The 21,951-nt window shown below is 72.6% G+C and carries 18 protein-coding genes and 1 riboswitch; of the genes, 10 read left to right on the top strand and 8 right to left on the bottom strand.

Translation table 11 applies throughout. The annotated features are described in order from the left end of the window. Window positions 1-52 precede the first annotated feature (52 nt). Window positions 53-685, bottom strand: a complete 633-nt coding sequence (locus tag ACIQWR_RS07220; RefSeq protein WP_404005790.1) for a hypothetical protein — start codon at window positions 683-685, stop codon at window positions 53-55. Between the two features lie 142 nt (window positions 686-827). Between ACIQWR_RS07220 and ACIQWR_RS07215 the strand changes: the two genes are divergently transcribed. Then, a complete protein-coding gene (locus ACIQWR_RS07215) occupies window positions 828-1,118 on the top strand; it encodes a hypothetical protein (protein WP_385776017.1) in 291 nt (96 codons plus the stop codon). Window positions 1,119-1,183: 65 nt separating this feature from the next. On the opposite strand, the gene ACIQWR_RS07210 is transcribed toward ACIQWR_RS07215, so the two are convergent. The 3 genes from ACIQWR_RS07210 to ACIQWR_RS07200 all read right to left on the bottom strand — a co-directional run bounded on the left by ACIQWR_RS07210 (window position 1,184) and on the right by ACIQWR_RS07200 (window position 4,423). Next, entirely contained in the window at window positions 1,184-2,263 is a 1,080-nt protein-coding gene (locus ACIQWR_RS07210) for a prenyltransferase (RefSeq protein WP_404005668.1), read from the bottom strand. Then, entirely contained in the window at window positions 2,260-2,994 is a 735-nt protein-coding gene (locus tag ACIQWR_RS07205) for a class I SAM-dependent methyltransferase (RefSeq protein WP_330330181.1), read from the bottom strand. The genes ACIQWR_RS07210 and ACIQWR_RS07205 overlap by 4 nt, the downstream gene beginning before the upstream one ends. Before the next feature lie 106 nt (window positions 2,995-3,100). After that, on the bottom strand, window positions 3,101-4,423 hold the full coding sequence (locus ACIQWR_RS07200; protein ID WP_404005667.1) for a glycosyltransferase family 4 protein: 1,323 nt from the start codon (window positions 4,421-4,423) through the stop codon (window positions 3,101-3,103). Between the two features lie 228 nt (window positions 4,424-4,651). On the opposite strand from ACIQWR_RS07200, the gene ACIQWR_RS07195 reads away from it, so the two are divergent. Then, complete coding sequence (locus ACIQWR_RS07195; RefSeq protein ID WP_404005665.1) at window positions 4,652-5,272, top strand: TetR family transcriptional regulator; 621 nt, start codon at window positions 4,652-4,654, stop codon at window positions 5,270-5,272. A gap of 1,222 nt (window positions 5,273-6,494) precedes the next feature. On the opposite strand, the gene ACIQWR_RS07190 is transcribed toward ACIQWR_RS07195, so the two are convergent. Then, window positions 6,495-6,728, bottom strand: coding sequence for a ferredoxin (locus ACIQWR_RS07190; protein ID WP_404005663.1), 234 nt, complete (start codon window positions 6,726-6,728; stop codon window positions 6,495-6,497). Then, window positions 6,728-8,245 (bottom strand): aldehyde dehydrogenase, encoded by a 1,518-nt coding sequence (locus tag ACIQWR_RS07185; protein ID WP_404005662.1) that lies wholly within the window; start codon window positions 8,243-8,245, stop codon window positions 6,728-6,730. The genes ACIQWR_RS07190 and ACIQWR_RS07185 overlap by 1 nt, the downstream gene beginning before the upstream one ends. A gap of 247 nt (window positions 8,246-8,492) precedes the next feature. Here ACIQWR_RS07185 and ACIQWR_RS07180 point away from each other — a divergent pair, with 247 nt between their 5' ends. The 7 genes from ACIQWR_RS07180 to ACIQWR_RS07150 all read left to right on the top strand — a co-directional run bounded on the left by ACIQWR_RS07180 (window position 8,493) and on the right by ACIQWR_RS07150 (window position 16,713). After that, window positions 8,493-9,587 (top strand): MBL fold metallo-hydrolase, encoded by a 1,095-nt coding sequence (locus ACIQWR_RS07180; protein WP_404005660.1) that lies wholly within the window; start codon window positions 8,493-8,495, stop codon window positions 9,585-9,587. Window positions 9,588-9,768: 181 nt separating this feature from the next. Next, window positions 9,769-9,848: riboswitch (cobalamin riboswitch) on the top strand. 130 nt (window positions 9,849-9,978) lie between these two features. Continuing rightward, window positions 9,979-11,229 carry a prenyltransferase/squalene oxidase repeat-containing protein gene (locus tag ACIQWR_RS07175; protein WP_404005658.1) on the top strand — a complete coding sequence of 417 codons (1,251 nt, stop codon included), beginning with the start codon at window positions 9,979-9,981 and terminating at the stop codon, window positions 11,227-11,229. Then, a complete protein-coding gene (locus ACIQWR_RS07170; protein WP_404005657.1) occupies window positions 11,226-11,999 on the top strand; it encodes an SCO2322 family protein in 774 nt (257 codons plus the stop codon). The genes ACIQWR_RS07175 and ACIQWR_RS07170 overlap by 4 nt, the downstream gene beginning before the upstream one ends. Continuing rightward, entirely contained in the window at window positions 11,969-13,213 is a 1,245-nt protein-coding gene (locus ACIQWR_RS07165; protein WP_404005656.1) for an energy-coupling factor transporter transmembrane component T, read from the top strand. The genes ACIQWR_RS07170 and ACIQWR_RS07165 overlap by 31 nt, the downstream gene beginning before the upstream one ends. Window positions 13,214-13,217: 4 nt before the next feature. Next, window positions 13,218-15,122, top strand: coding sequence for an ABC transporter ATP-binding protein (locus tag ACIQWR_RS07160; protein WP_404005655.1), 1,905 nt, complete (start codon window positions 13,218-13,220; stop codon window positions 15,120-15,122). Further along, window positions 15,119-15,973 carry an ECF transporter S component gene (locus tag ACIQWR_RS07155; protein WP_404005653.1) on the top strand — a complete coding sequence of 285 codons (855 nt, stop codon included), beginning with the start codon at window positions 15,119-15,121 and terminating at the stop codon, window positions 15,971-15,973. Before ACIQWR_RS07160 ends, ACIQWR_RS07155 begins: the two co-directional genes overlap by 4 nt. 335 nt (window positions 15,974-16,308) lie before the next feature. After that, on the top strand, window positions 16,309-16,713 hold the full coding sequence (locus tag ACIQWR_RS07150; protein WP_404005651.1) for a transglycosylase SLT domain-containing protein: 405 nt from the start codon (window positions 16,309-16,311) through the stop codon (window positions 16,711-16,713). Window positions 16,714-16,841: 128 nt separating this feature from the next. Here the strand turns inward: ACIQWR_RS07150 and ACIQWR_RS07145 are convergent, their stop codons facing one another. Continuing rightward, window positions 16,842-18,011, bottom strand: a complete 1,170-nt coding sequence (locus tag ACIQWR_RS07145; RefSeq protein ID WP_351044217.1) for a steroid 3-ketoacyl-CoA thiolase — start codon at window positions 18,009-18,011, stop codon at window positions 16,842-16,844. A gap of 230 nt (window positions 18,012-18,241) precedes the next feature. Here ACIQWR_RS07145 and ACIQWR_RS07140 point away from each other — a divergent pair, with 230 nt between their 5' ends. After that, complete coding sequence (locus tag ACIQWR_RS07140) at window positions 18,242-19,495, top strand: cytochrome P450 (protein WP_404005650.1); 1,254 nt, start codon at window positions 18,242-18,244, stop codon at window positions 19,493-19,495. Window positions 19,496-19,835: 340 nt separating this feature from the next. On the opposite strand, the gene ACIQWR_RS07135 is transcribed toward ACIQWR_RS07140, so the two are convergent. Then, the gene (locus ACIQWR_RS07135; RefSeq protein WP_404005649.1) at window positions 19,836-21,896 is read right to left on the bottom strand and encodes a bifunctional glycosyltransferase 87/phosphatase PAP2 family protein; all 2,061 of its coding nucleotides are present in this window, start codon (window positions 21,894-21,896) and stop codon (window positions 19,836-19,838) included. Window positions 21,897-21,951 lie beyond the last annotated feature (55 nt).

Below are 21,951 nucleotides of genomic sequence, written 5' to 3'. Positions count from 1 at the left end.
CCGCCGGTCGCCCGGCGGGTCCTCACCATGTCGCGCGTCCGGTGTCCCGGGTTCAGCGGCCCAACTGCGAAAGGCTCGGGACCTGGTCGGTGACCGGGGCGCCCGCGCTCTTGCCCGCGTCCTTGACCCCGTTGATCATCTTCTCGAAGGCGCCGATGTCCGCGTCGTTCGCGTCGCCCTTGCGGAGCTTGCTGCCGAGTCCCTTGAGGGAGTCGATCCCCGCGGTGAGCGGGCCCACCGCCTTGGACAGCAGCGGGTCGCCCTTGGCGTTGTCGGCCGCCGCCTTCAACCGGTTGTAGGCGAACGCGCCCGCCAGGCCCGCCTTCACGAGGGCGAACTTGCGCCCGCTCGCGCCCTTCTTGAACTTGCCCGCGCGGTACGGCTTGATGATCCACTGGTAGGTGGCACCGGCCGCGAGACCCGCGTTGGCGACGAAGCGCGTCTTGGCGAACTTCTGTTTCTGCGCCTCGGTGGACGGGCTGGGCGACGGCGCGGCGTCCGCGACGCGCAGGGCCTCCTCGGCCGCGTCGACCTGGACGGCCGCCGGCGCCCCTTGGACCGAGACGTCCGTACTCCGGTCGCTCCGGTCGCCGCCCTTACCGCAGGCGGTGGCGCCTCCGGCGAGCAGCGCGGTGGACAGGATCAGGGCCGTGCAGCCACGACGGAATCGGGCGGTTCTGGGTATGGACACGGTTTCCTCCGGGGACTGAGGTGTCCCAGGCAGCCTCACCCCGGCCCACCCACTGCGCCACTTGGGGAAGCCGTTCGGGTTTGGCCCGCGCCGCAGCGGCAAGACGCGGGCCATGCCCACAAACAGTCGAGCACACATGCGAGCGAGAACCCGGGGAAGCAGCTCCGCCGGACGGATCGTCGCGATCGTGGCGGACGTACTGGCCTTCGTGATCGTCGCGTGGATCCTGCTGTACCTGCTGGACGCCAACCAGAACAACAGCCTGGTCGACCTGGTGCACGACGCCGCCACCTGGCTCGCGACCTGGTCCTACGACCTCTTCACCTTCGACCGCGACTGGGTCCAGGTCGTCGTCGGCTACGGCATCGCCGCCGTCGCCTACCTCTTCATCGGCCACGCCCTCGCGGGCTGGCTGGCCCGCCGCTGAGCCACCCCGCGAAAGCCGGCACGGACGGCCCGGACTGCCCAGTCGGCCTGGTCGGCCCGGACTGACTAGCAGCAGTCCGGGTCGAGTCCGTCCGGCAGGGTCGTGCCTCCGAAGACGGCCGTGGTCGGCTCGTCCCCGCCCAGCGCGGCCACGGCCAGCAGCAGGGACGCCGCCGTCCAGGTCGTCTGCTCCACCGGCCAGACCTTCTCGTCCTCGAAGACGTACCCGGTCCAGTACATGCCGTTCTCGGCCCGCAGGTGGGTGATCGAGCGCAGGATCTCCAGCGCCCGGTCGGACTCCCCCATCGCCCAGAGCGCGAGGGCGAGTTCACAGCTCTCGCCGCCCGTCACCCACGGGTTGGGCAGCACGCAGCGCACGCCGAGGCCCGGCACGACGAAGTCGTCCCAGCGCTCCTCGATCCGCGCCTTCGCCTCGGAACCGGTCAGGGCCCCGCCCAGGACCGGGTAGTACCAGTCCATCGAGTAGTGGTTCTTGTCGAGGAAGCGCTCGGGATGACGGCGCACGGCGTGGGCGAGCGCGCCCACGGCCACCTCCCAGTCGGGCTGCGGCTCCTCGCGGCACTCGGCGATCGCCAGTGCGCAGCGCAGCGCCTGGTGGATCGAGGAGGAACCGGTCAGCAGGCCGTCGGCGACCACCGTCCCGTCCGCCTCGCGCTTCCAACCGATCTGTCCGCCGGGCTGCTGGAGCCCGAGGATGAATTCGACGGCGGCGAAGACGACGGGCCACATCCGGTCGAGGAAGCGGTCGTCCCCGGTCGCCAGGTAGTGGTGCCAGACCCCGACCGCTATGTAGGCGGTGAAGTTGGACTCCTTGCCCGCGTCCTGCGGGTCCTCGGTGTCCACCCCCTCGGGCCGGTCCGCGTAGGCGGCGTACCAGGAACCGTCCTCGTTCTGGTGGGCCGCCAGCCAGGCGTACGCCCGCGCCGCGGCCTCGTGCTCGCCCGCCACGTCCAGGGCCATCGCGGCCTCGGTGTGGTCCCACGGATCGAGGTGGTGACCGCGGAACCACGGGATCGCCCCGTCCGCGCGCTGCGCGGCCAGGATCCCGGCGACGGTCTGTGCGGCCTCCTCGGCCGTCAGTACACCGTCCAGGACGAGGTGCTCGGTGCGCCCGGGCGAGGTCACTTGGCGGCGCCGACGGGCAGGTGGGGCTTGGTCGCGTAGGCCACGAAGCTCTTGCCGATGACCGGGTTGAGGGCCTGCTCGGCGAGCCGGGTCGCGAGCGGCTTCTTCATGATGTCCCAGACCAGGAGCTTGTGGTACGCCTTCACCGGCAGCGCCTTGTCGTTGTCCACGCCGAAGGCGCACTTGAGCCACCAGTAGGGCGAGTGCAGGCCGTGGGCGTGGTGCGTGCCGTACGGCTTGAGGCCGGCCTGCTCCATCTTCCCGAGCAGCTCGTCGGCCTTGTAGATGCGGATGTGGCCGCCCTCGACCTCGTGGTAGGCGTCGCTGAGCGCCCAGCAGATCTTCTCGGGGCCGTAGCGCGGGACGGTGATGGCGATGCGGCCGCCCGGCTTGAGGACCCGGACCATCTCGGCGAGCACGCCCTTGTCGTCGGGGATGTGCTCCATCACCTCGGAGATGATGACGACGTCGAAGGAGTCGTCGGGGAAGGGCAGCGCGAGCGCGTCGCCCTCCATGGCGGTGGCCGTGGCACCGGCGGGGGCCTCACCGGCCTCCTTCATGGCGGCGAACCACTTGGCGACCTCGCGGATCTCCTCGCCGTTGCGGTCCACGGCGACCACGTGGGCGCCGCGCCGGTAGCACTCGAAGGCGTGCCGGCCCGCGCCGCAGCCCAGATCGAGCACGCGATCGCCTGCGGCCAGCGGGAACCTGGAGAAATCGACGGTCAGCACGCGGTCCTGCCTTCGCGGTCGAGGTGGGGGTGATGGTGGGTGGAGACGAGGTATGTGACGAGGTACTTCACGAGGTACTTCACGGGGTGCGGCGCCCCTGCGGCCGTCAACGACCGGCGCGTGCGGCCCGTTCGATGGCGGCCCGTTCGATCGCGGCCCGGTAGTGCGCCACCGTGCCCTGGGCGGCTCTGGCCCAGGTGAAACGGTCCAGCACCCGCGCGCGCCCGGCACTGCCCAGACGGGCCCGCAGCTCGGAATCACCGAGCAGCCGGCCCAGCGCGGCGGCCAGGGCCCCCGCGTCACCGGGCGGCACGGCGAGGCAGGTCTCGCCGTCGGCGCCCGTCACCTCGGGGATCGCCCCGCCGGTGGTGGCCACCAGCGGGGTGCCGGTGGCCATGGCCTCGGCCGCGGGGAGCGAGAAGCCTTCGTAGAGGGAGGGCACGCAGGCGACCTGGGCGCTGCGCACCAGGTCGACGAGCTCGGCGTCGGTGATGCCCTTGACGAACTGCACCGCGTCCTGGAGCCCGTACTGCTCGATCGCCCGGGCGACCGGCCCGCGCTCGGCGCGCTTGCCGACCACCACGAGGTGGGCAGCGGGCTGCTCGGTGCGCAGCTTGGCCAGCGCCTCCACGAGGTGCACCAGGCCCTTGAGCGGTACGTCCGCACTGGAGGTGGTCACGATCCGGCCCGGGACCTCGGCGACGGACGCGTCCGGCGACCACAGGTCGGTGTCCGCGCCGATGTGCACGACGTGGATGCGGTCGTCGCGGACGCCCAGGTGGTCGGCGATCTCCTGCTGCGAGGAACCGGAGACGGTCAGGACCGTGGGCAGCCTGCGGGCGACGCGCCCCTGCATGCGGGTGAAGCCGTACCAACGGCGCACCGAGGCACGCTTCTTGCGGTCCTTGGCAGCGGCGAGGTCGAGCTTGCGGTCCACCGTGATCGGGTGGTGGACGGTGGTGACGAGGGGCGCGCCCAGGTCGGCCAACAGGCCGTAGCCGAGGGTCTGGTTGTCGTGGATGACGTCGAACTCGCCGCGCCGGGCCGCCAGGTGGCGGCGGGCCCGCAGCGAGAAGGTCAGCGGCTCGGGGAAGCCGCCGGTCCACATGGTGGCGACCTCAAGGGCGTCGATCCAGTCCCGGTACTCACCGCGCTTGGGGGTGCGGAAGGGATCGGGGTGGCGGTAGAGGTCCAGGCTGGGCAGCTCGGTGAGCGTGGCGCCGGTGTCGAGCACCGGATAGGGCTGCGCACCGATGACCTCGACGGAGTGCCCCAGGGCCACCAGTTCCCTCGCGAGGTGGCGGACGTAGACGCCCTGGCCACCGCAGAACGGGTTCCCCTTGTAGGTGAGGAGTGCGATGCGCAACGGGCGGTCGCCGTCAGTGGCGGAACCCTGGAAAGGGCTCGTCACCATGGCCTCAGCGGTCACTCCCGGCCCCCTTCTCGCTGCACTTTCGCCGGAGCGTAACCGCTCGGATAATGTAGAACAAGTTTCAGACTTGATCCGTTGAAGACCATTGAATCTACCGGCCGGAAACCACACCGTAAGAGCCGGAGCAGGTGATTCGCGCCACGGCAGGCCCGCCTGCCATGCTGACCACGCAACAGCCTCGGAGCGGTGCGAATGGATACCTCGGAACGCCACGGAACGGGACACATGACAGCGGAAGCCAAGGCCCTCGCCACGCCGGCGTCCCCGCCCCTGACGGAGCGGCAGGAAGCCCGCCGTCGCAGGATCCTGCACGCCAGCGCGCAGTTGGCGAGCCGGGGCGGGTTCGACGCGGTCCAGATGCGGGAGGTCGCCGAGTCGTCCAGCGTCGCGCTGGGCACGCTCTACCGCTACTTCCCCTCCAAGGTCCACCTCCTGGTGGCGACCATGCAGGACCAGCTCCAGCACATGCACACGACGCTGCGCAAACGCCCCCCGGCCGCCGACAGCCCCGCCGAAGCCGTCGCGGAAACGCTCATGCGCGCCTTCCGCGCCCTCCAGCGCGAACCGCACCTGGCCGACGCCATGGTGCGCGCCCTGACCTTCGCGGACCGCAGCGTGAGCCCCGAGGTGGACACCGTCTCCCGGCTGACCACGGCGATCATCCTGGACGCGATGGGCCTGGACGCCCCGCCCACGGCGGAACAGCTCTCGGCGGTCCGCGTCATCGAGCACACCTGGCACTCGGCCCTGATCACCTGGCTCTCGGGCCGCGCCTCGATCGCCCAGGTGAAGATCGACATCGAAACGGTCTGCCGCCTGATCGACCTCACGGCCCCACCGAAGTAACCGGCGCCGAAGCCATCGGGCACAGACGCTCAAGGATCGGCCGAAACAGGGCGGTATCCGGGGGCGGGCGCGGCTTCGCCGCGGTGGGCGGGGCTTCGGGTGGGGCGGGGTCGGAGGGGTTCCGGGGGCTGCCCGTCAGTTCAACTGTCTCTCCGTGGGGCCGTGACCTGTCAAGGGCGCTCCCTGCGGTCGCGTCGCTGCGCGATGGCCTGCGGCCACCCTTGACAGCCCCCGTCCCCACGGAAAGCCAAGAACTGTCGGGCGGCCCCCGGGGGAAGGCAGGGGGGACCTGACCCTGTGCGACTAGATTCCGGGCAATGAGGCAGCGGCCCTGAGTGCGCCCCTGCCGCGCCCTCCGGGCGACAAGACAACGACCACAAGCGACAAGCGACAAGAACGCTGTCAGATCGCTACGCGCTTCTCCGAGAGAAGCGTCAGCGAGTTGTTCGGGGCTGGTGGAGGTTGGGGTGGAAGTTGGGGTGGAGGTTGGTGGGGGCTGCATAGGGGCTGGTGGGGGGCGATGAGGGCTGTTGGGTGCCTGCCGGGGGCTGCTCGGGGTGGGAACTCGGCGAGGCCGAGCAATGGGCGGGTCTGAAGCCGTCCGCCCCTCACACGAGGGCTCCAAATACCTACAAAAGGGGCATCTTGGAGGGGTGTGGAGTCCCCACCGCCTCCTGACCCGACTCTTGCTCGGTGGGGCCGAGCATCCACCCTCCCGCACCACTCACCACCCCCCCCACCAGCCCAAATCAGCCCGCAGACGCTTCTCTCGGAGAAGCACGTAGCGATCTGACAGCGCTCTTGTGGCCTGTCGCTTGTGGCTTGTGGCTTGTCGTCTGTCGCTGTTCGCCCGGAGGGCGCGGCAAGGCCGCACTCGGAGCGGCTGCCTCACTGCTCGGAATCCAGTCGCACAGGGTCAGGTCCCCCATGCCTTCCCCCGGGGGCCGCCCGACAGTTCTTGGCTTTCCGTGACGGGGTGGCCTGTCAAGGGTGGCCGCAGGCCATCGCGCAGCGACGCGACCGCAGGGAGCGCCCTTGACAGGTCGCCCCGGCGCGGAGAGACAGTGGAACTGACGGGCAGCCCCCGGAACCCCACCGACCCCGCCCCACCCGAAGCACCCGCCAACCACAGCAAAGCCGCACACCCCGACCCCGCCCCGCCGAAGCACCCGCCAACCCGCGGCGAAGCCGCGCCCACCACCGCCCAACCCCTCGCCGTCCCTCACTCCTCCGGTGGGAAGACCACCTCGCCGCTCGTGGCCAAGGTGATCGTGATGGCCTCGACCGGGCAGCCCTCGGCTGCCGTGAGGACCGGTTCGTTCGCGTCCGTGTCCGGTGAGCTCGGGTGGGACTGGCGGGCCGAGTCGAGGGCGAAGCCCGTGGGGGCGTGGTTCACGCACATGCCCGAGCCGATGCAGACACCTCTGTCCACCTCGACGTGCCAGCGGTCACCCATCACTCACCACCGGCGGAAGCACCGTCACCAGAAGCACCAGCAGCATCGGCACCGGCGGCCGGCGGCTGGTAGCCGCCCGGGAGGCAGATCATCTTCGCCTCCAGGTACTCGCTCAGGCCCTCCGGGCCGAACTCGCGGCCGAGGCCGCTGTTCTTGTAGCCGCCGAACGGTCCGAGCATGTCGAGACTGAAGGTGTTCACGTTGAAGACGCCGGTGCGGATCCGACGACCGAAGTCGATGCCGTGCTCGACGTCGCCGGTCCACACGCTGCCGCTCAGCCCGAAGTCCGAGTCATTGGCTATCCGCACGGCATCGGCCTCGTCCCCGTACGGGATCAGGCAGACGACCGGCCCGAAGATCTCCTCGCGCGCGATCCGCATGGAGTTGTCGACGTCCCCGAAGAGCGTCGGCTCGACGTACCAGCCCTGGTCAAAGCCCGCCGGGCGCCCGCCACCGGTGAGGATCTTGGCGCCCTCCTCCTGACCGATCTTGATGTAGTCGAAGGAGCGCTGTTGCTGCCGCTTGGCCACCAGCGGGCCGAGTTGGGTCGCCGGGTCCAACGGGTCGCCGACCACCAGGGCTCCGGCCGCCGCCGCGAGCGCCTCGGCGATCTCCTCGTAGCGGCTGCGGGGGGCCAGTACGCGGGTCTGGGCCACGCACGCCTGCCCGTTGTTCATCCAGGCGGCCGGGACGATCCCGGCGATGGTGCTCTCCAGGTCCGCGTCCGGCAGGATCACGGCCGCGGACTTGCCGCCGAGTTCCAGGGTGACCCGGGTGAGGTTGCGGGCGGCGACCTCCATGACGCGCTTGCCCGCCGCGACGGAGCCGGTGAAGGAGACCTTGTCGATCCCCGGGTGCCCGACCAGGTACTCGCTGACCTCGCGGTCGGCCGGCAGGATCGACAGCACGCCCTCCGGCAGCCCGGCCTCGCGCGCGATGTCGGCGAGGATGTAGGAGTCGAGCGGCGCTTCGGGCGAGGGCTTGAGGATGACGGTGCAGCCGCTGAGCAGCGCGGGCGCGAGCTTCGCCGCGGCCACGAACTGCGGGACGTTCCAGGGGATGACGGCCGCGACCACGCCCACCGGCTCGCGCCGGACCATGATCGGGCTGAGCGCTCCCTGCCGGTGCTCCTCGTACGGGAAGGAGCGGGCGACCGTGATGGCGGCGTCGTAGACCATCATCGGGCCGAGCGCCTGGGCGAGGACGCTCCAGGAGTACGGCGATCCGTTCTGCGAGCTGATCGAGCGGGCGATCTCCTCGTGCCGGACGGCGATCGCGTCCTTGATCCGGGCGATGACCGCGATCCGCTCGTCCAGGGACGCGCGGGGCCAGGGGCCTTCGTCGAAGGCCTTGCGGGCGACGGCGACGGCGCGGTCGACGTCCGCCCGGGAAGCGTGCGGTACGCGGCCGATGACCTGCTCGGTGTGGGGCGAGACGATGTCGATGGTGTCGCTGCCCAGCGGATCGGTCCACTCCCCGCCGATGAACAGCTTTCCGTGTTCCACGAGCTCGGTCATGGCTGATGCCTCCTGCGGTTCAGAACCGGATGCCAGAACTGATACCAGTTCTAGTTCCAGGAGTCCACGGCGCAGACAGAAGACCGCCCCAAGAGTGCGGAGAGATCGGCAACGCAACAGACGACTGGTCAGGAAGCCGTGCAGATGGTCGACTTGGGCTACTACTGGAACGAGTTCTCGTCAGCCGTCACAGCACTCGTCGCGTTCACCTGCGACCTGCCGCACCACTCCGTCTGGGGGCCACCACATGTCAGCAGCCGCAGCCGCACCCGAACCGCCCGGTGTCGGCGACCACGGTGTCGGCGACCCCGGCACCATCGACCACGGCGGCGGCGTCTGGGGGATCAAGGTCCCCATCCCCGACAACCCGCTCGGCCACACCCTCGTCCACGTCGTCGAGACCGACCGCGGGCCGGTCCTCATCGACACCGGCTGGGACGACCCCACCTCCTGGGACACCCTCGTCGCCGGCCTCGGCGCACTCGGGATCCCCGTCGCCGACGTCCACGGCGTGGTCATCACCCACCACCACCCCGACCACCACGGCCTGTCCGGCCGGGTGCGGGAGGCGTCCGGGGCCTGGATCGCGATGCACGCCGCCGACACCGAGGTCGTCACGCGCACCCGCGGCTCCGACCCCGGCGTCTGGCTGGACTACATGAGCGAGAAGCTCCTCGCCGCGGGCGCCCCCGACGAACACATCGCCCCGCTGCGCGCCGCCCGCGAGAGCGGCCGCATGCGCACGCTGCCCGGGATGCACGCGGCCGTCCCGGACCGCGAGATCGTCCCCGGCGAGCTGCTGCCGCTGGCCGGGCGCCGGCTCCGGGCGATCTGGACCCCGGGCCACACCCCGGGCCACGTGTGCCTGCACCTGGAGGAGGAGCACCCCGCGCACCTCCCCGGCAACGGCCGCCTCTTCTCCGGTGACCACCTGCTGCCCGGCATCTCCCCCCACATCGGGCTGTACGAGGCCCCCGAGGACCTGATGGCCACCGACCCCCTCGGCGACTACCTCGACTCCCTCGAACGCATCGGCCGCCTGGACCCCGCCGAGGTGCTCCCGGCCCACCAGCACGCCTTCACCGACGCCCCGGCCCGGGTCCGCGAGCTGTTGGCCCACCACGAGGAGCGCCTCGTCGGCCTGTGGGAGCTGCTCGCGCGCCCGCTGACCGCCTGGCAGCTGGCCGAGCGGATGGAGTGGAACCGCCCCTGGGCGCAGATCCCGTACGGCTCCCGCAACATCGCCGTGTCGGAGGCGGAAGCGCACCTGCGGCGGCTGGTGAAGCAGGGCCGCGCCGAGGCCGTCCCCGGCAGTGACCCGGTGACGTACCGGGCCCTGTAGTCGGGACCCGCCAGCAAGCGGAACGCCCGCGACGGAGCTACGGCGAGGCAGCGACGAGGGCGTGACGAGGGCACGGCGAGGGCACGGCGGCGGCCCCGCACGCGGGTGGACCGGCCCGCCGTCAAAGGGGGCGCGGGTTACGGGCCGGTAGAGTGACCGGGTCGTCAACACTTCCGTACGGGGGGAAGCCGGTGCGAATCCGGCGCTGACCCGCAACCGTGTCCCGCCTCCGGCGCCGCCGGGCGGGGAGCCGGATTGCCCCGTGGCGGAGGTGCGCGGCTCGCGCCGCCGGATCCTCCGGTGGCCGGCACCGTCGAGGTAAACGGAGCCGGAGCCCGGTACTCCATGTGCCTGCCTCCCGCTCCCCAGCAGGAGAGGCACCCGCCCCACCATGAACGTCCGCCGCAGCGCCGCCGCGCTCGCCGCCTCCGCCGTGCTCTGTCTGGGCGCCGCTCCCGCCGCCCTCGCCGCCCCCTCGCCCTCACCGGCCCCCGTGATCCCCTCCGGGCTGTTCGGCAAGGGCGACCCGACCTTCGACGGTGTCTGGCGCCAGTCCTTCGCCCTGCTCGCCCAGCAGGCGGCCGGCGTGCGGCCCGCGCCTCAGGCCGTCGGGTGGCTGACCGGCCAGCAGTGCGCGAACGGCGCCTTCGCCGCGTTCCGCGCGGACTCCGGCGCGGCGTGCGACGCGAAGACGGTGCTCGACACGAACGCCACCGCCGTGGCGGTCCAGGCACTGGGGGCGCTGGGCGGCCACGACGCGGCCGTCAAGAAGGGCGCCGACTGGCTGAAGTCCGTACAGAACGAGGACGGCGGCTGGTCCTACAACCCGGGCGCCCCGAGCGAGGGCAGCTCCACCCCGCTCGTGATCAGCGCGCTGACCGCGGCCGGTGAGAAGCCGGCCGAGGTGAAGTCGAAGGCGGGCAAGTCGGCGTACGACGCCCTCCTCTCCTTCCAGCTCGGCTGCGCCGCCGAGCCCGCCGCCGACCGCGGCGCCTTCGGCTACCAGCTCCAGGACGGCAAGCTCCCGGCGAACGCCGGCGCCTCGGCCGCCTCGGTGCTCGCCGGGCTCGGCGCCGGCCCGGTCGTCGCCCCGGCCGCCGCGGACACCCCCGCCGCGGCGCTGGAATGCCCGGCCGGAGCGAAGGACCCGGCGGCCGCCGCCCAGGCCTCGGCCGGCTACCTGGCGGAGGCCCTCAAGAAGGACGGCCACCTGGTCGTGAAGACCCCGGGCGCCGAGACGGTCACCGCGGACGTCGGCAACACCGCCGACGCCGTGATCGCGCTGGCCGCCGCCGGCCACAAGCAGTCCGCCACGGGCGCGCTGGAGTGGCTCAAGGCCAACTCGGCCGAGTGGTCCAAGGGCAACCCGGCCGCCCTCGCCACCCTGGTCCTGACCGCGCACGCGACCGGCACGGACCCGAAGGCCTTCGGCGCCACCGACCTGGTGTCCGCGCTGAACGCGACCGGCCCGACCGACACCGCCGCGGCCACGCCCGGGCAGTCGGCCGCCGCCGACGCGGGGGCGGACTCCTCGAAGTCCTCCGGCTCCTCCAGCGTCGGCATCTGGTGGGTCATCGGTCTGGGCGCCGTGGCCGGCATCGGCATCGGCTTCGTGATGAGCCGCCGCAAGCAGCAGCCGTGATCCGCCGGCCCCGTCCGGACCGGACCCGCTCGTCCCGCACCCGCTCGTCCCGCACCCGCTCGTCCCGCACCGGCTCCCGGTCGTTGTCGGCGGCCCTGTCCCTGGCGCTGGCGCTGGGCGCGGCGCTGACCCTGCTGGGCGCCGGCCCCGCGCTCGCGGCCGGTTACCGGTACTGGTCGTTCTGGGACGGTACGAGCGGCTCGTGGACGTACGCCACCCAGGGATCCTCCCTGGTCAGGCCCAAGGACGGCGCCGTCCAGGGCTTCCGCTTCGCCGTCAGCAAGGACGCGGCCGACCAGGCGGCCACACCGCGCGCAGCCGCCGACTTCGGGGCGATCTGCTCGGGCACCGCTCCGGTCGAGGGCCGCAAGCGGGTGGCCCTGGTCGTCGACTTCGGCCTCCCCGCGGACGCTCCGGCCGGCGAGACCCCGCCGCAGGAGGCGCCGCGCACGGCCTGCGCGGTGGTGGCTCCCGACGCGACGGCCGCCGACGCGCTGGCCGAGGTGGCGAAGCCGCTGCGGTACAACAGCGCGGCGCTGATGTGCGCGATCTCCGGGTACCCGAAGCAGGGCTGCGGCGAGCAGGTCGGCGCGAGCGAACCGAAGCCGTCCGGCTCGGCGGCGGCGCCGGCCGATGCCTCGGCGTCGCCTTCCGCCGCCGCGTCCGACGACGGGGGCGGTCCCTCCGTGGGGCTCCTGGCGGGGATCGCGGCCGTGATCGCCCTGGCCGGGGCGGCCGTGTGGCAGTCCCGCCGCCGCCGCGCCCGGTGACCCACCCGGCCGACCGGACCGGCCCGACCGAACCGGCCGGCCCCGCCGCGACCGGCGCCCGGCCGGAGCCGCCCGGCCGGTCGCCCGCCGCCTCGTCGTACGTCCGGCCCCGGCGGCGGGACCGCTGGGAGGCGCCGGCCGCCGCGCGGCGCAACGCGCTGCACGCCGGTGCGTGGTGGCTCTGGGCGCTGGGGCTGGCCACGGCGGCGTCCCGGACCACCAATCCGCTGCTGCTCGGCCTGATCGTCGGCGTCGCCGGTTACGTGGTCGCGGCCCGGCGGACCGCCGCCCCCTGGGCCCGGTCCTACGGCGCCTTCGTCAAGCTCGGCCTCGTCGTGATCGGCCTGCGGCTGCTCTTCTCCATGCTGCTCGGCTCCCCGATCCCCGGGGCGCACGTCCTGTTCACCCTGCCCGAGCTCCCGCTGCCGGCCTGGGCGCAGGGCATCCGGTTCGGCGGGAGGGTCACCGCCGAGCAGTTGGTCTTCGCCTTCTACGACGGCGCCAAGCTCGCCGCCCTCCTCATCTGCGTCGGCGCCGCGAACGCCCTCGCCAATCCGGCCCGGCTGCTGAAGTCCCTGCCCGCCGCCCTGTACGAGGCGGGCGTGGCCGTCGTCGTCGCCATGACGTTCGCGCCGAACATGGTCGCCGACGTGGTCCGCCTGCGGACCGCCCGCCGCCTGCGCGGGCGCCCCACCGGCGGGGTGCGGGCGATCCTGCAGATCGGCCTGCCCGTCCTCGAAGGCGCCCTGGAGCGCTCGGTGGCCGTGGCCGCGTCGATGGACGCGCGCGGGTACGGGCGCAGCGCCCACGTCCCGGCCCTCGTCCGGCACACCACCAACGTCCTCACCCTCGGCGGGCTCCTCGGCGTGTGCGCCGGAACGTACGGGCTGCTCGCCGCCGAAGGCGCCGGGTACGGGCTCCCCGTCCTCCTGATCGGCCTCGCGTTCGCCCTCGGCGGCCTCCGCCTGGGCGGGCGGCGCAGCGTCCGCACCCGCTACCGCCCCGACCGGTGGGGCGTGCGCGCCTGGCTGGTGTCCGCTTCCGGCGCGGCCGTCGCCGCGCTGATGATCTACGCCGGGTCCGTCGACCCGGAGGGGCTGCGGCCCGGTGTGGTGCCGCTGGTCGCGCCCGGACTGCCGCTGTGGCCCGCGGCGGCGGTGCTGATCGGTCTGCTGCCCGCCGTGGTGGCCCCCGTCCCCCCGAAGGAGGGCTAGTCACGTGATCCGCTTCGACCAGGTGTCCATCACCTACGACGGCAGGCCCGGGCCGACGCTCCACCACGCGGACTTCACCGTCCCCGAGGGCGAGCTGACGCTCCTGGTCGGCCCGTCCGGCGTCGGCAAGTCGACCCTGCTCGGCGCGGTGTCCGGGCTGGTCCCGCACTTCACCGGGGGCACCCTGCGCGGCCGGGTCACGGTCGCCGGGCGCGACACCCGCACCCACCGGCCGCGCGAGCTGGCCGATGTCGTCGGCACGGTGGGCCAGGACCCGCTCGCCCACTTCGTCACGGACGTGGTCGAGGACGAGCTGGCCTACGGGATGGAGTCCCTGGGGCTCGCACCTGCGGTGATGCGGCGCCGGGTGGAGGAGACCCTGGACCTGCTGGGCCTGAACGAGCTCCGCGACCGCCCCATCGCCACGCTCTCCGGGGGCCAGCAGCAGCGGGTCGCGATCGGCTCCGTCCTGACCCCGCACCCCCAGGTCCTCGTCCTGGACGAGCCGACGTCCGCGCTCGACCCGGCGGCGGCCGAGGAGGTCCTGGCGGTCCTCCAGCGCCTGGTGCACGACCTCGGTACGACGGTCCTGATGGCGGAGCACCGGCTGGAGCGGGTGGTGCAGTACGCCGACCAGGTCCTCCTGATCCCCGCCCCGGGCGCGGCCCCCGTCCTGGGCCCCCCGGCCGACATGATGGCCGTCTCCCCCGTCCACCCCCCGGTGGTGGCCCTGGGCCGCCTGGCCCACTGGACCCCCCTCCCCCTCTCCGTCCGCGACGCCCGCCGCCGAGCCACCCCCCTCCACACCCTCCTCTCCACCCCGGCTCCCGCAACGACCTCCGCAGCCTCCGACGGGCCCAACCCAGCCCCGCCGGCGTTTGAGGCGCCGCCGGAGGCCACCCCGACCGCGACTTCGGCTGCGGCTGCGCCTTCGGCTGCGGCTGCGGCCCAGCCCAATCCAGCCCCGCCGGCGTTTGAGGCGAACACACCTCGGGCCGCGCGCACCCGCACCCTGCGCCACCTGCTGCGCCGCACCCCCGCGCCCCCGGCAAACCCCGAGCCCCCGGCAGACCCGGCACACCCCGCGCCCCCGGCCAGCCCCGTCACCGCCACCCACCTCTCCGTCCGCCGCGCCCGCGCAGAGGTCCTGCACGACATCACCCTCACCCTCGCCCCCGGCGAAACCCTCGCCCTCATGGGCCGCAACGGCGCCGGCAAGTCCACCCTCCTCGCCACCCTCGTCGGCATGATCGAGCCCGCCTCCGGCCACCTCCGCGTCGGCGGCAGGCCCCCGCACCGCACCCCGCCCGCGGAGATGGTCCGCCGCGTGGGCCTCGTACCGCAGGAGCCCCGGGACCTGCTGTACGCCGACACGGTCGGCGCCGAGTGCGCGGCGGCCGACGCGGACGCCGCCGCCGCGCCCGGCACCTGCCGCGCACTGGTGTCGTCCCTCCTCCCCGACGTCCCCGACGACACGCACCCCCGCGACCTCTCGGAGGGCCAGCGCCTCGCCCTCGCCCTGGCCCTCGTCCTCACCGGCAGGCCCGCCCTGCTGCTCCTGGACGAGCCGACCCGCGGTCTGGACTACGCCGCCAAGGCCCGCCTGATCGAGATCCTGCGGGACCTCGCCGCACGCGGCCACGCGATCGTCCTGGCCACCCACGACGTGGAACTGGCCGCCGAGCTGGCCCACCGGGTCGTGATCCTGGCCGGCGGCGAGATCGTCGCGGACGGGCCGACCGCCGAGGTGGTCGTCTCCTCCCCCGCCTTCGCCCCGCAGGTCGCGAAGGTGCTGGCCCCCGGCCATTGGCTCACCGTCTCCCAGGTGGCCGCCGCCCTGGCCGCCCGCGAGCAGGCCGAACCCGAACCCGAGTCCAAGTCCGAGTCCGACCCCGGGACCGCCCCGTGAGCCGCCCCGTCCGGATCGGCCCGCGCGGCGCCGCCGCCCTGGTCCTCGTCACCCTCGTCGGGATCGCCGCCTTCGGCTGGCCGCTGCTCGCGGACCGCCAGTCGGGGCTCGCGCACTCGCAGGACGCCCCGTGGCTGTTCGCCGCGCTGCTCCCGCTCCTCGTCGCCGTCGTGGTCGCGACGATCGCCGACAACGGCATAGACGCGAAGGCGGTGGCGATGCTCGGCGTGCTGGCCGCGGTGGGCGCCGCGCTGCGGCCGCTGGGGGCCGGCACGGCGGGCCTGGAGCCCATGTTCTTCCTGATGGTGCTGAGCGGCCGGGTGCTCGGGCCGGGCTTCGGCTTCGTCCTGGGGTCCGTGACGATGTTCGCGTCCGCGCTGCTCACGGGCGGTGTGGGGCCGTGGATGCCGTTCCAGATGCTGGCGCTGGGCTGGTTCTCGCTGGGCGCCGGGCTGCTGCCGGGCCCGGACCGGATCCGGGGGCGGGCGGAGCTGGTGATGCTGTCGACGTACGGCTTCGCCGGGTCCTTCGCCTACGGCACGGTCATGAACCTCCAGGGGTGGGTGATCCTGCAGGGCATGGGCCAGGGGATCTCCTTCCACCCCGGCGACCCGGTCGGCGCGAACCTCGCGCGGTTCCTGGCGTACTGCCTGGCCACCTCGCTGGGCTGGGACCTGGGCCGGGCCGTGCTGACCGTCGTACTGACCATGACGCTGGGCGCCACGCTGCTGAAGGCGCTGCGCCGGGCGACGAGGAAAGCTGCCTTCGACGCCCCGGTTTCCTTCGATTCTGGGGCCGATAGTGGCCCCGGACACACGCCCCAAAGGGGTACGAGCGGCCACGGAACGTGAGATCCGGGGCCCTGAGCGGTGACCCGCCCCACAGGACCTTGGTCACATACGGCCCGGAATAGTAGTCCTTAAATGTTCCATATCCACCCGCTCAAACCGGCTCCCACCTGCACCGATCCCCTTCCACCCGGGGAGGGGTCGTTCAGCCCCGGCTGCGACCTCCACTAGTAAGAGGGGGGCATTGCCAGGCCCTCGGCAGCCTGGCTAACTGGTGTTGTCGCCACGGCGGCAGGGGCACTCGCCCCCGCCCGACGAACCCCTCTCCACTGCGTGAGTGGCTCACGTACGTCCTCGACGTGCGAGCGACCGTCCCTGTTCCCTACGGAAGGTTTTCCGTGTCCAACGCCGTCATCCGCCGCATCGCCGCCTCCAAGAAGACCTTCGCCGGTACCGTGCTCGCCCTGGGTGTGGCCGGTTCCATGCTCGCCGCGGTTCCCGCCCAGGCGGCCCCGATGGACGCGAAGTCCATCGCGCAGCAGATGATCAAGAACCCGGCCCAGTACGCGGCGTTCGCCAAGATCGTCTCCCGCGAGAGCGGCTGGGACCACACGGCCACGAACTCCTCCTCCGGTGCGTACGGCCTGGTCCAGGCCCTGCCGGCCACCAAGATGGCCTCGGCGGGCTCGGACTGGAAGACCAACCCGGCCACCCAGATCAAGTGGGGCCTGGACTACATGAACTCCCGCTACGGCAGCCCCGTCGGCGCGTGGAACTTCTGGTCCTCGCACCACTGGTACTAAGCCACCCCGAGCAGCAGACGTCACGGCGGGCGACCGCGCGTGCGAAGGCCCCGACGGCCGACCTCCCCAGGTCCGGCCGCCGGGGCCTTCTGTTTCCCATCCCACGGGGGCTCGGGAGCCCACGGGGCTCAGAGGCGCTGGATGATCGTGCCGGTGGCGAGGGCGCCGCCGGCACACATCGTGATCAGCGCGAATTCCTTGTCTCGACGCTCCAGCTCGTGCAGCGCCGTGGTGATCAGACGGGCGCCGGTGGCCCCGACCGGGTGGCCCAGCGCGATCGCCCCGCCGTTGACGTTGACCTTCTCCATGTCCTGCTCGAAGACCCGCCCCCAGCTGAGCACCACGGAGGCGAAGGCCTCGTTGATCTCGACGAGGTCGATGTCCTTGAGGGACATCCCGGCCTTGCCGAGGACCGCGCGGGTCGCGTCGATCGGTCCGTCGAGGTGGTAGTGCGGGTCCGCGCCGACCAGGGTCTGGGCGACGATCCGGGCGCGCGGCTTGAGCTTGAGCGCGCGGGCCATCTTGCGCGAGGCCCACATCACTGCGCAGGCGCCGTCGGATATCTGTGAGGAGTTCCCCGCGGTGTGCACGGCGGTCGGCATGACGGGCTTGAGCCGGGCCAGCGCCTCCATGCTGGTGTCGCGCAGGCCCTCGTCCCGGTCGACCAGGCGCCACATGCCCTGCCCCGCGGCCTGCTCGGCCTCGGTGGTCGGCACCTGGACGGCGAAGGTCTCGCGCTTGAAGCGCTCCTCGGCCCAGGCGGTGGCGGCCCGCTGCTGGGAGAGGACGCCGAGGCGGTCGACGTCCTCGCGGGTCAGTCCGCGGTGCCGGGCGATCCGCTCGGCGGCCTCGAACTGGTTGGGGAGGTCGACGTTCCACTCGTCCGGGAAGGGCTTCCCCGGGCCGTGCTTGGAACCGGAGCCGAGCGGCACCCGGCTCATGGCCTCGACCCCGCAGGCGATGCCGATGTCCATGACCCCGCCGGAGATCATGTTGGCGACCATGTGGTTGGCCTGCTGGGAGCTGCCGCACTGGCAGTCCACCGTGGTCGCGGCGGTCTCGTAGGGCAGACCCATCGCGAGCCAGGCGTTGCGGGCCGGGTTCATCGACTGTTCGCCCGCGTGGGTGACGGTGCCGCCGACGATCTGCTCGACGCAGTCGGGCTGGATCCCCGTACGGGCGAGCAGCTCGCGGTAGGTCTCACCGAGCAAGTAGGCGGGGTGGAGGTTGGCGAGCGCGCCACCCCGCTTGCCGATGGGCGTGCGTACGGCTTCGACGATGACGGGTTCCGCGGCCATGAGCCGTCCTCTCCTCCACTGCGGCGGCCGTCCCGGCGGCGCGCCTGAACTAGTACGCGTTCTAGTTCTCTGGCAGTTTTATGACCTGCGGGCCCCGCACGCAAGGGTCTTGCACACGGCTTGCACGGATTCCACACGCAACAGTTGCCGCGCCTACCCTTGTCACTTCTAGAACTCGTTACTACCTTCGAGCCAACTTCTGATGGGCCGTCAGACTTTGGAGTTGCCGAATGTCCTGCCCCGCACTGCCCGACGGCTTCGACGCCACCGACCCCGACCTGCTCCAAGCCCGCGTCCCCTTCCCGGAGTTCGCGCAGCTTCGGCAGACCGCTCCGGTGTGGTGGTGCCCGCAGTCCCGGGGCATCACCGGCTTCGACGACGAGGGCTACTGGGTCGTCACCCGGCACGCGGACGTCAAGTACGTCTCCACGCACCCGGAGTTGTTCTCCTCCACCACCAACACCGCGATCATCCGCTTCAACGAGCACATCCAGCGTGAACAGATCGATGCCCAGCGCCTGATCATGTTGAACATGGATCCGCCGGAACACACCCGGGTCCGCCAGATCGTGCAGCGCGGCTTCACCCCCCGCGCCATCCGCGGCCTGGAGGCCGCCCTGCGCGCCCGCGCCTCGAAGATCGCCGAAGAGGCGGCCGCCGCGGCCGACGCCGCGGCCGACGGGAGCTTCGACTTCGTCACCCAAGTCGCCTGCGAGCTGCCCCTCCAGGCCATCGCCGAGCTGATCGGCGTACCGCAGGAGGACCGCGCGCGGATCTTCGACTGGTCGAACAAGATGATCGCCTACGACGACCCGGAGTACGCGATCACCGAGGAGGTCGGCTCCACGGCGGCGATGGAACTCATCGGCTACGCCATGAACCTCTCGGCCGCGCGCAAGGAGTGCCCGGCCAAGGACATCGTGACGCAGCTCGTCGCGGCCGAGGGTCAGGGCAACCTGGGCTCGGACGAGTTCGGCTTCTTCGTACTGCTGCTCGCGGTCGCGGGCAACGAGACCACGCGCAACGCGATCAGCCACGGCATGCACGCCTTCCTCACCCACCCCGAGCAGTGGGAGCTCTACAAGGCGACCCGCCCCTCGACGGCGGCCGAGGAGATCGTGCGCTGGGCCACCCCCGTGGTGTCCTTCCAGCGCACCGCCACCCAGGACACCGAACTGGGCGGCCAGAAGATCAAGGCGGGCGACCGGGTGGGGATGTTCTACTCCTCCGCCAACCACGACCCCGAGGTCTTCGAGAACCCGGACGTCTTCGACATCACCCGCGACCCGAACCCCCACCTCGGCTTCGGCGGCGGCGGCCCGCACTTCTGCCTCGGCAAGTCCCTGGCGATCATGGAGATCGACCTGATCTTCAACGCCCTGGCCGACGCCCTCCCGAACCTCCGCCTGACCGGCCCCCCACCCCGCCGCCTCCGCGCAGCCTGGCTGAACGGCATCAAAGAACTCCGAGTGAGCCACGGCTGACCCCACCCAACCGGGCCCGGCCAAATCCAGCCCGCCCCACCCAACCGGGCCCGGCCAAATCCAGCCCGCCCCACCCAACCGGGCCCGGCCAAATCCAGCCCGCCCGGCATTTGAGGGCCCGCCGGAGGCACGACCACCAGACGCACCCCTCGGATGTGCCGCCGGCGGCACCCCGCCCAAATCCAGCCCGCCCGGCGCTTGAGGGCCACCCCCACGTCCGGCCGACTGGCGGCCCGCCCCCGCCGGGCGGATCCTGACAGGACGCGGCGATCCACAAAAGGGGCGCCGGAGCGGGTACCAACCACCGCTCCGACGCCCCTTGGCCACGCCACGCGTCACGTCACGCCCGACTCCGCTCCCCCGCCTTCCGGTCACCACCACCACCGGCACCCCCACCGCCGCCCGAGGCGACCGGCACCCGCGGCCCAGGCACCGCCACCCCGGCCGACACGGCCGCCCCCCGGGGCCCGGAGAGCACGTACACGAGCCCGAATCCCGCACTCACGACCACCGCACCGCCCACCGCGTCGAGCACCCAGTGGTTGGCGGTCGCGATGATCGCGCACACCGTGATCAGCGGGTGCATCGCCCCCAGCACCTTCTGCCACCCCTTGGGCGCCAGGGTGACGATCACGATGCCGCACCACAGCGACCAGCCGAAGTGCAGCGAGGGCATCGCCGCGTACTGGTTGGAGATCGCGGTCATGGCCCCGTACTGCGGGTTGGCCAGGTCCTGCACGCCGTGCACGGTGTCGATGAACCCGAGCCCCGGCATGAGCCGCGGCGGCGCCAGCGGATAGAGCCAGAAGCCGACCAGCGCGAGGACGGTCGCCAGCCCCAACGAGGCGCGGGCCCAGCGGTAGTCGGCGGGGCGGCGCCAGTACAGGACGGCCAGGATGGTCAGCGGGACCACGAAGTGGAAGGACGTGTAGTAGAAGTTGAAGAACGCCTCCAGCCAGCGGACGCTGACCACGGCGTGGTTCACGGCGTGCTCGATGTCGATGCCCAGGGCCCGCTCGATCGAGAGGATCTGGGTCCCGTTGCCCTCGGCGAGCGAGCGGCTGGTGGGCGCGGCGGCGCGGATGTGCGAGTACAGGGAGTACCCGACCCGTATCAGCAGCAGCTCCAGCAGCAGGTTGGGGCGGGCCAGCACGCGCCGCCAGAACGGCAGCAGCGGGATCCGCGACCAGCGGGCGGCCGCGGGGCGCGCGTAGGCGGTCGGGACGGGCTCGCGCCAGTACGGCGAGCTGCGCGGCAGGAACGGCACCGCGCAGGCCGCGGCGAGGGCCGCCAGCAGCAGCACGTTGTCCCGTACGGGCGCCAGCGCGGCCATGTTCGGCAGCAGCATCGCGCTGGGCAGCGTCATGGCGAGGATCACCGCCACCGGCCACACCGGCCGGTCGGCGGCCCGCTTGCCGACCTTGCCCGCCACCGCGAGCAGCACCCACAGCAGCTGGTGGCGCCAGCCGGTCGGCGACACCGCGACGGCCACGCAACCGGTGATCGCGACCGCGAGCAGCAGCTGGCCGTCGCGGGCGTAGCGCGCCGCGCGGCGCAGGCCGAGCCAGGCGATCCCGGCCGCGAGGGCGACGTACAGAAGGATCTCGGCGGGGCCGGAGAGTCCGAACCGCAGCAGCGCGCCGTGGACGGACTGGTTGGCGAGGCCGCTGGGGCTGCCGCCGAGGCCGGTCCCGGCCAGGTGGTGGATCCAGTACGTCCAGGAGTCGTGCGGCAGCGCGGCCCAGGACAGCAGCGTGCAGGCGGCGAAGGTGGTGAGGGCGGTGCGCGCGGTGGGGCGGCGTTCGGTGAGCCACAGCAGTGGCGCGAAGAGCAGCAGGGCGGGCTGGAGCGCGGCGGCGAGTCCCATCAGGAACCCCGCCGGACGCTCCCCCGGCACCCGGAAGAAGGCGAGCAGCACCAGCAGCACCGGCAGCACCGCGGTCTGGCCCGGGGAGGCCGCCTCGCGCACGGGCAGCGAGACCATCATCAGGGCGACCAGCACGGGCGCGGCCAGCAGCGCGGTGCGCCGGGGCACCGGATCCGGCAGCCCCCGCGCGGCCACCAGCCCGATGGCGGCGACGAACAGCAGGGTCACGCAGGTCCAGGCGACCTCCAGCGACTGGTCGGCCAGCCCGACCAGCGGCTTGAGGACGAGGCCCGCGAAGGGGGTCCCGGTGAACTGTCCGGCGTCGTAGAGCGAGCCCGGAAGGCCCGGCAGGTAGAAGCCGGTGAGCCACTCGCCGGGCGGCACGCGCAGCACGGCGGACGCCTGTCTGACGGCCAGGAGGCCCGCCAGCGCCCATAGGACGAGGCGCGCGGCGCCAAGCCTGCTGCCGCTACCACCACCGCCTATGACTCCGGCATGTCCGTTGACACCGCTGTGCTCCGCCGCGTTGGCCACGCCCCGCCGGCCTCCCGCCCTTGTTGACTGCAACCGTGACTTCGCCTGGCTGCCG

The sequence above is a fragment of the Streptomyces sp. NPDC098789 genome (assembly GCF_044759975.1).
Taxonomy (GTDB): domain Bacteria; phylum Actinomycetota; class Actinomycetes; order Streptomycetales; family Streptomycetaceae; genus Streptomyces.
This window is presented reverse-complemented; position numbering and strand designations above follow the sequence as displayed.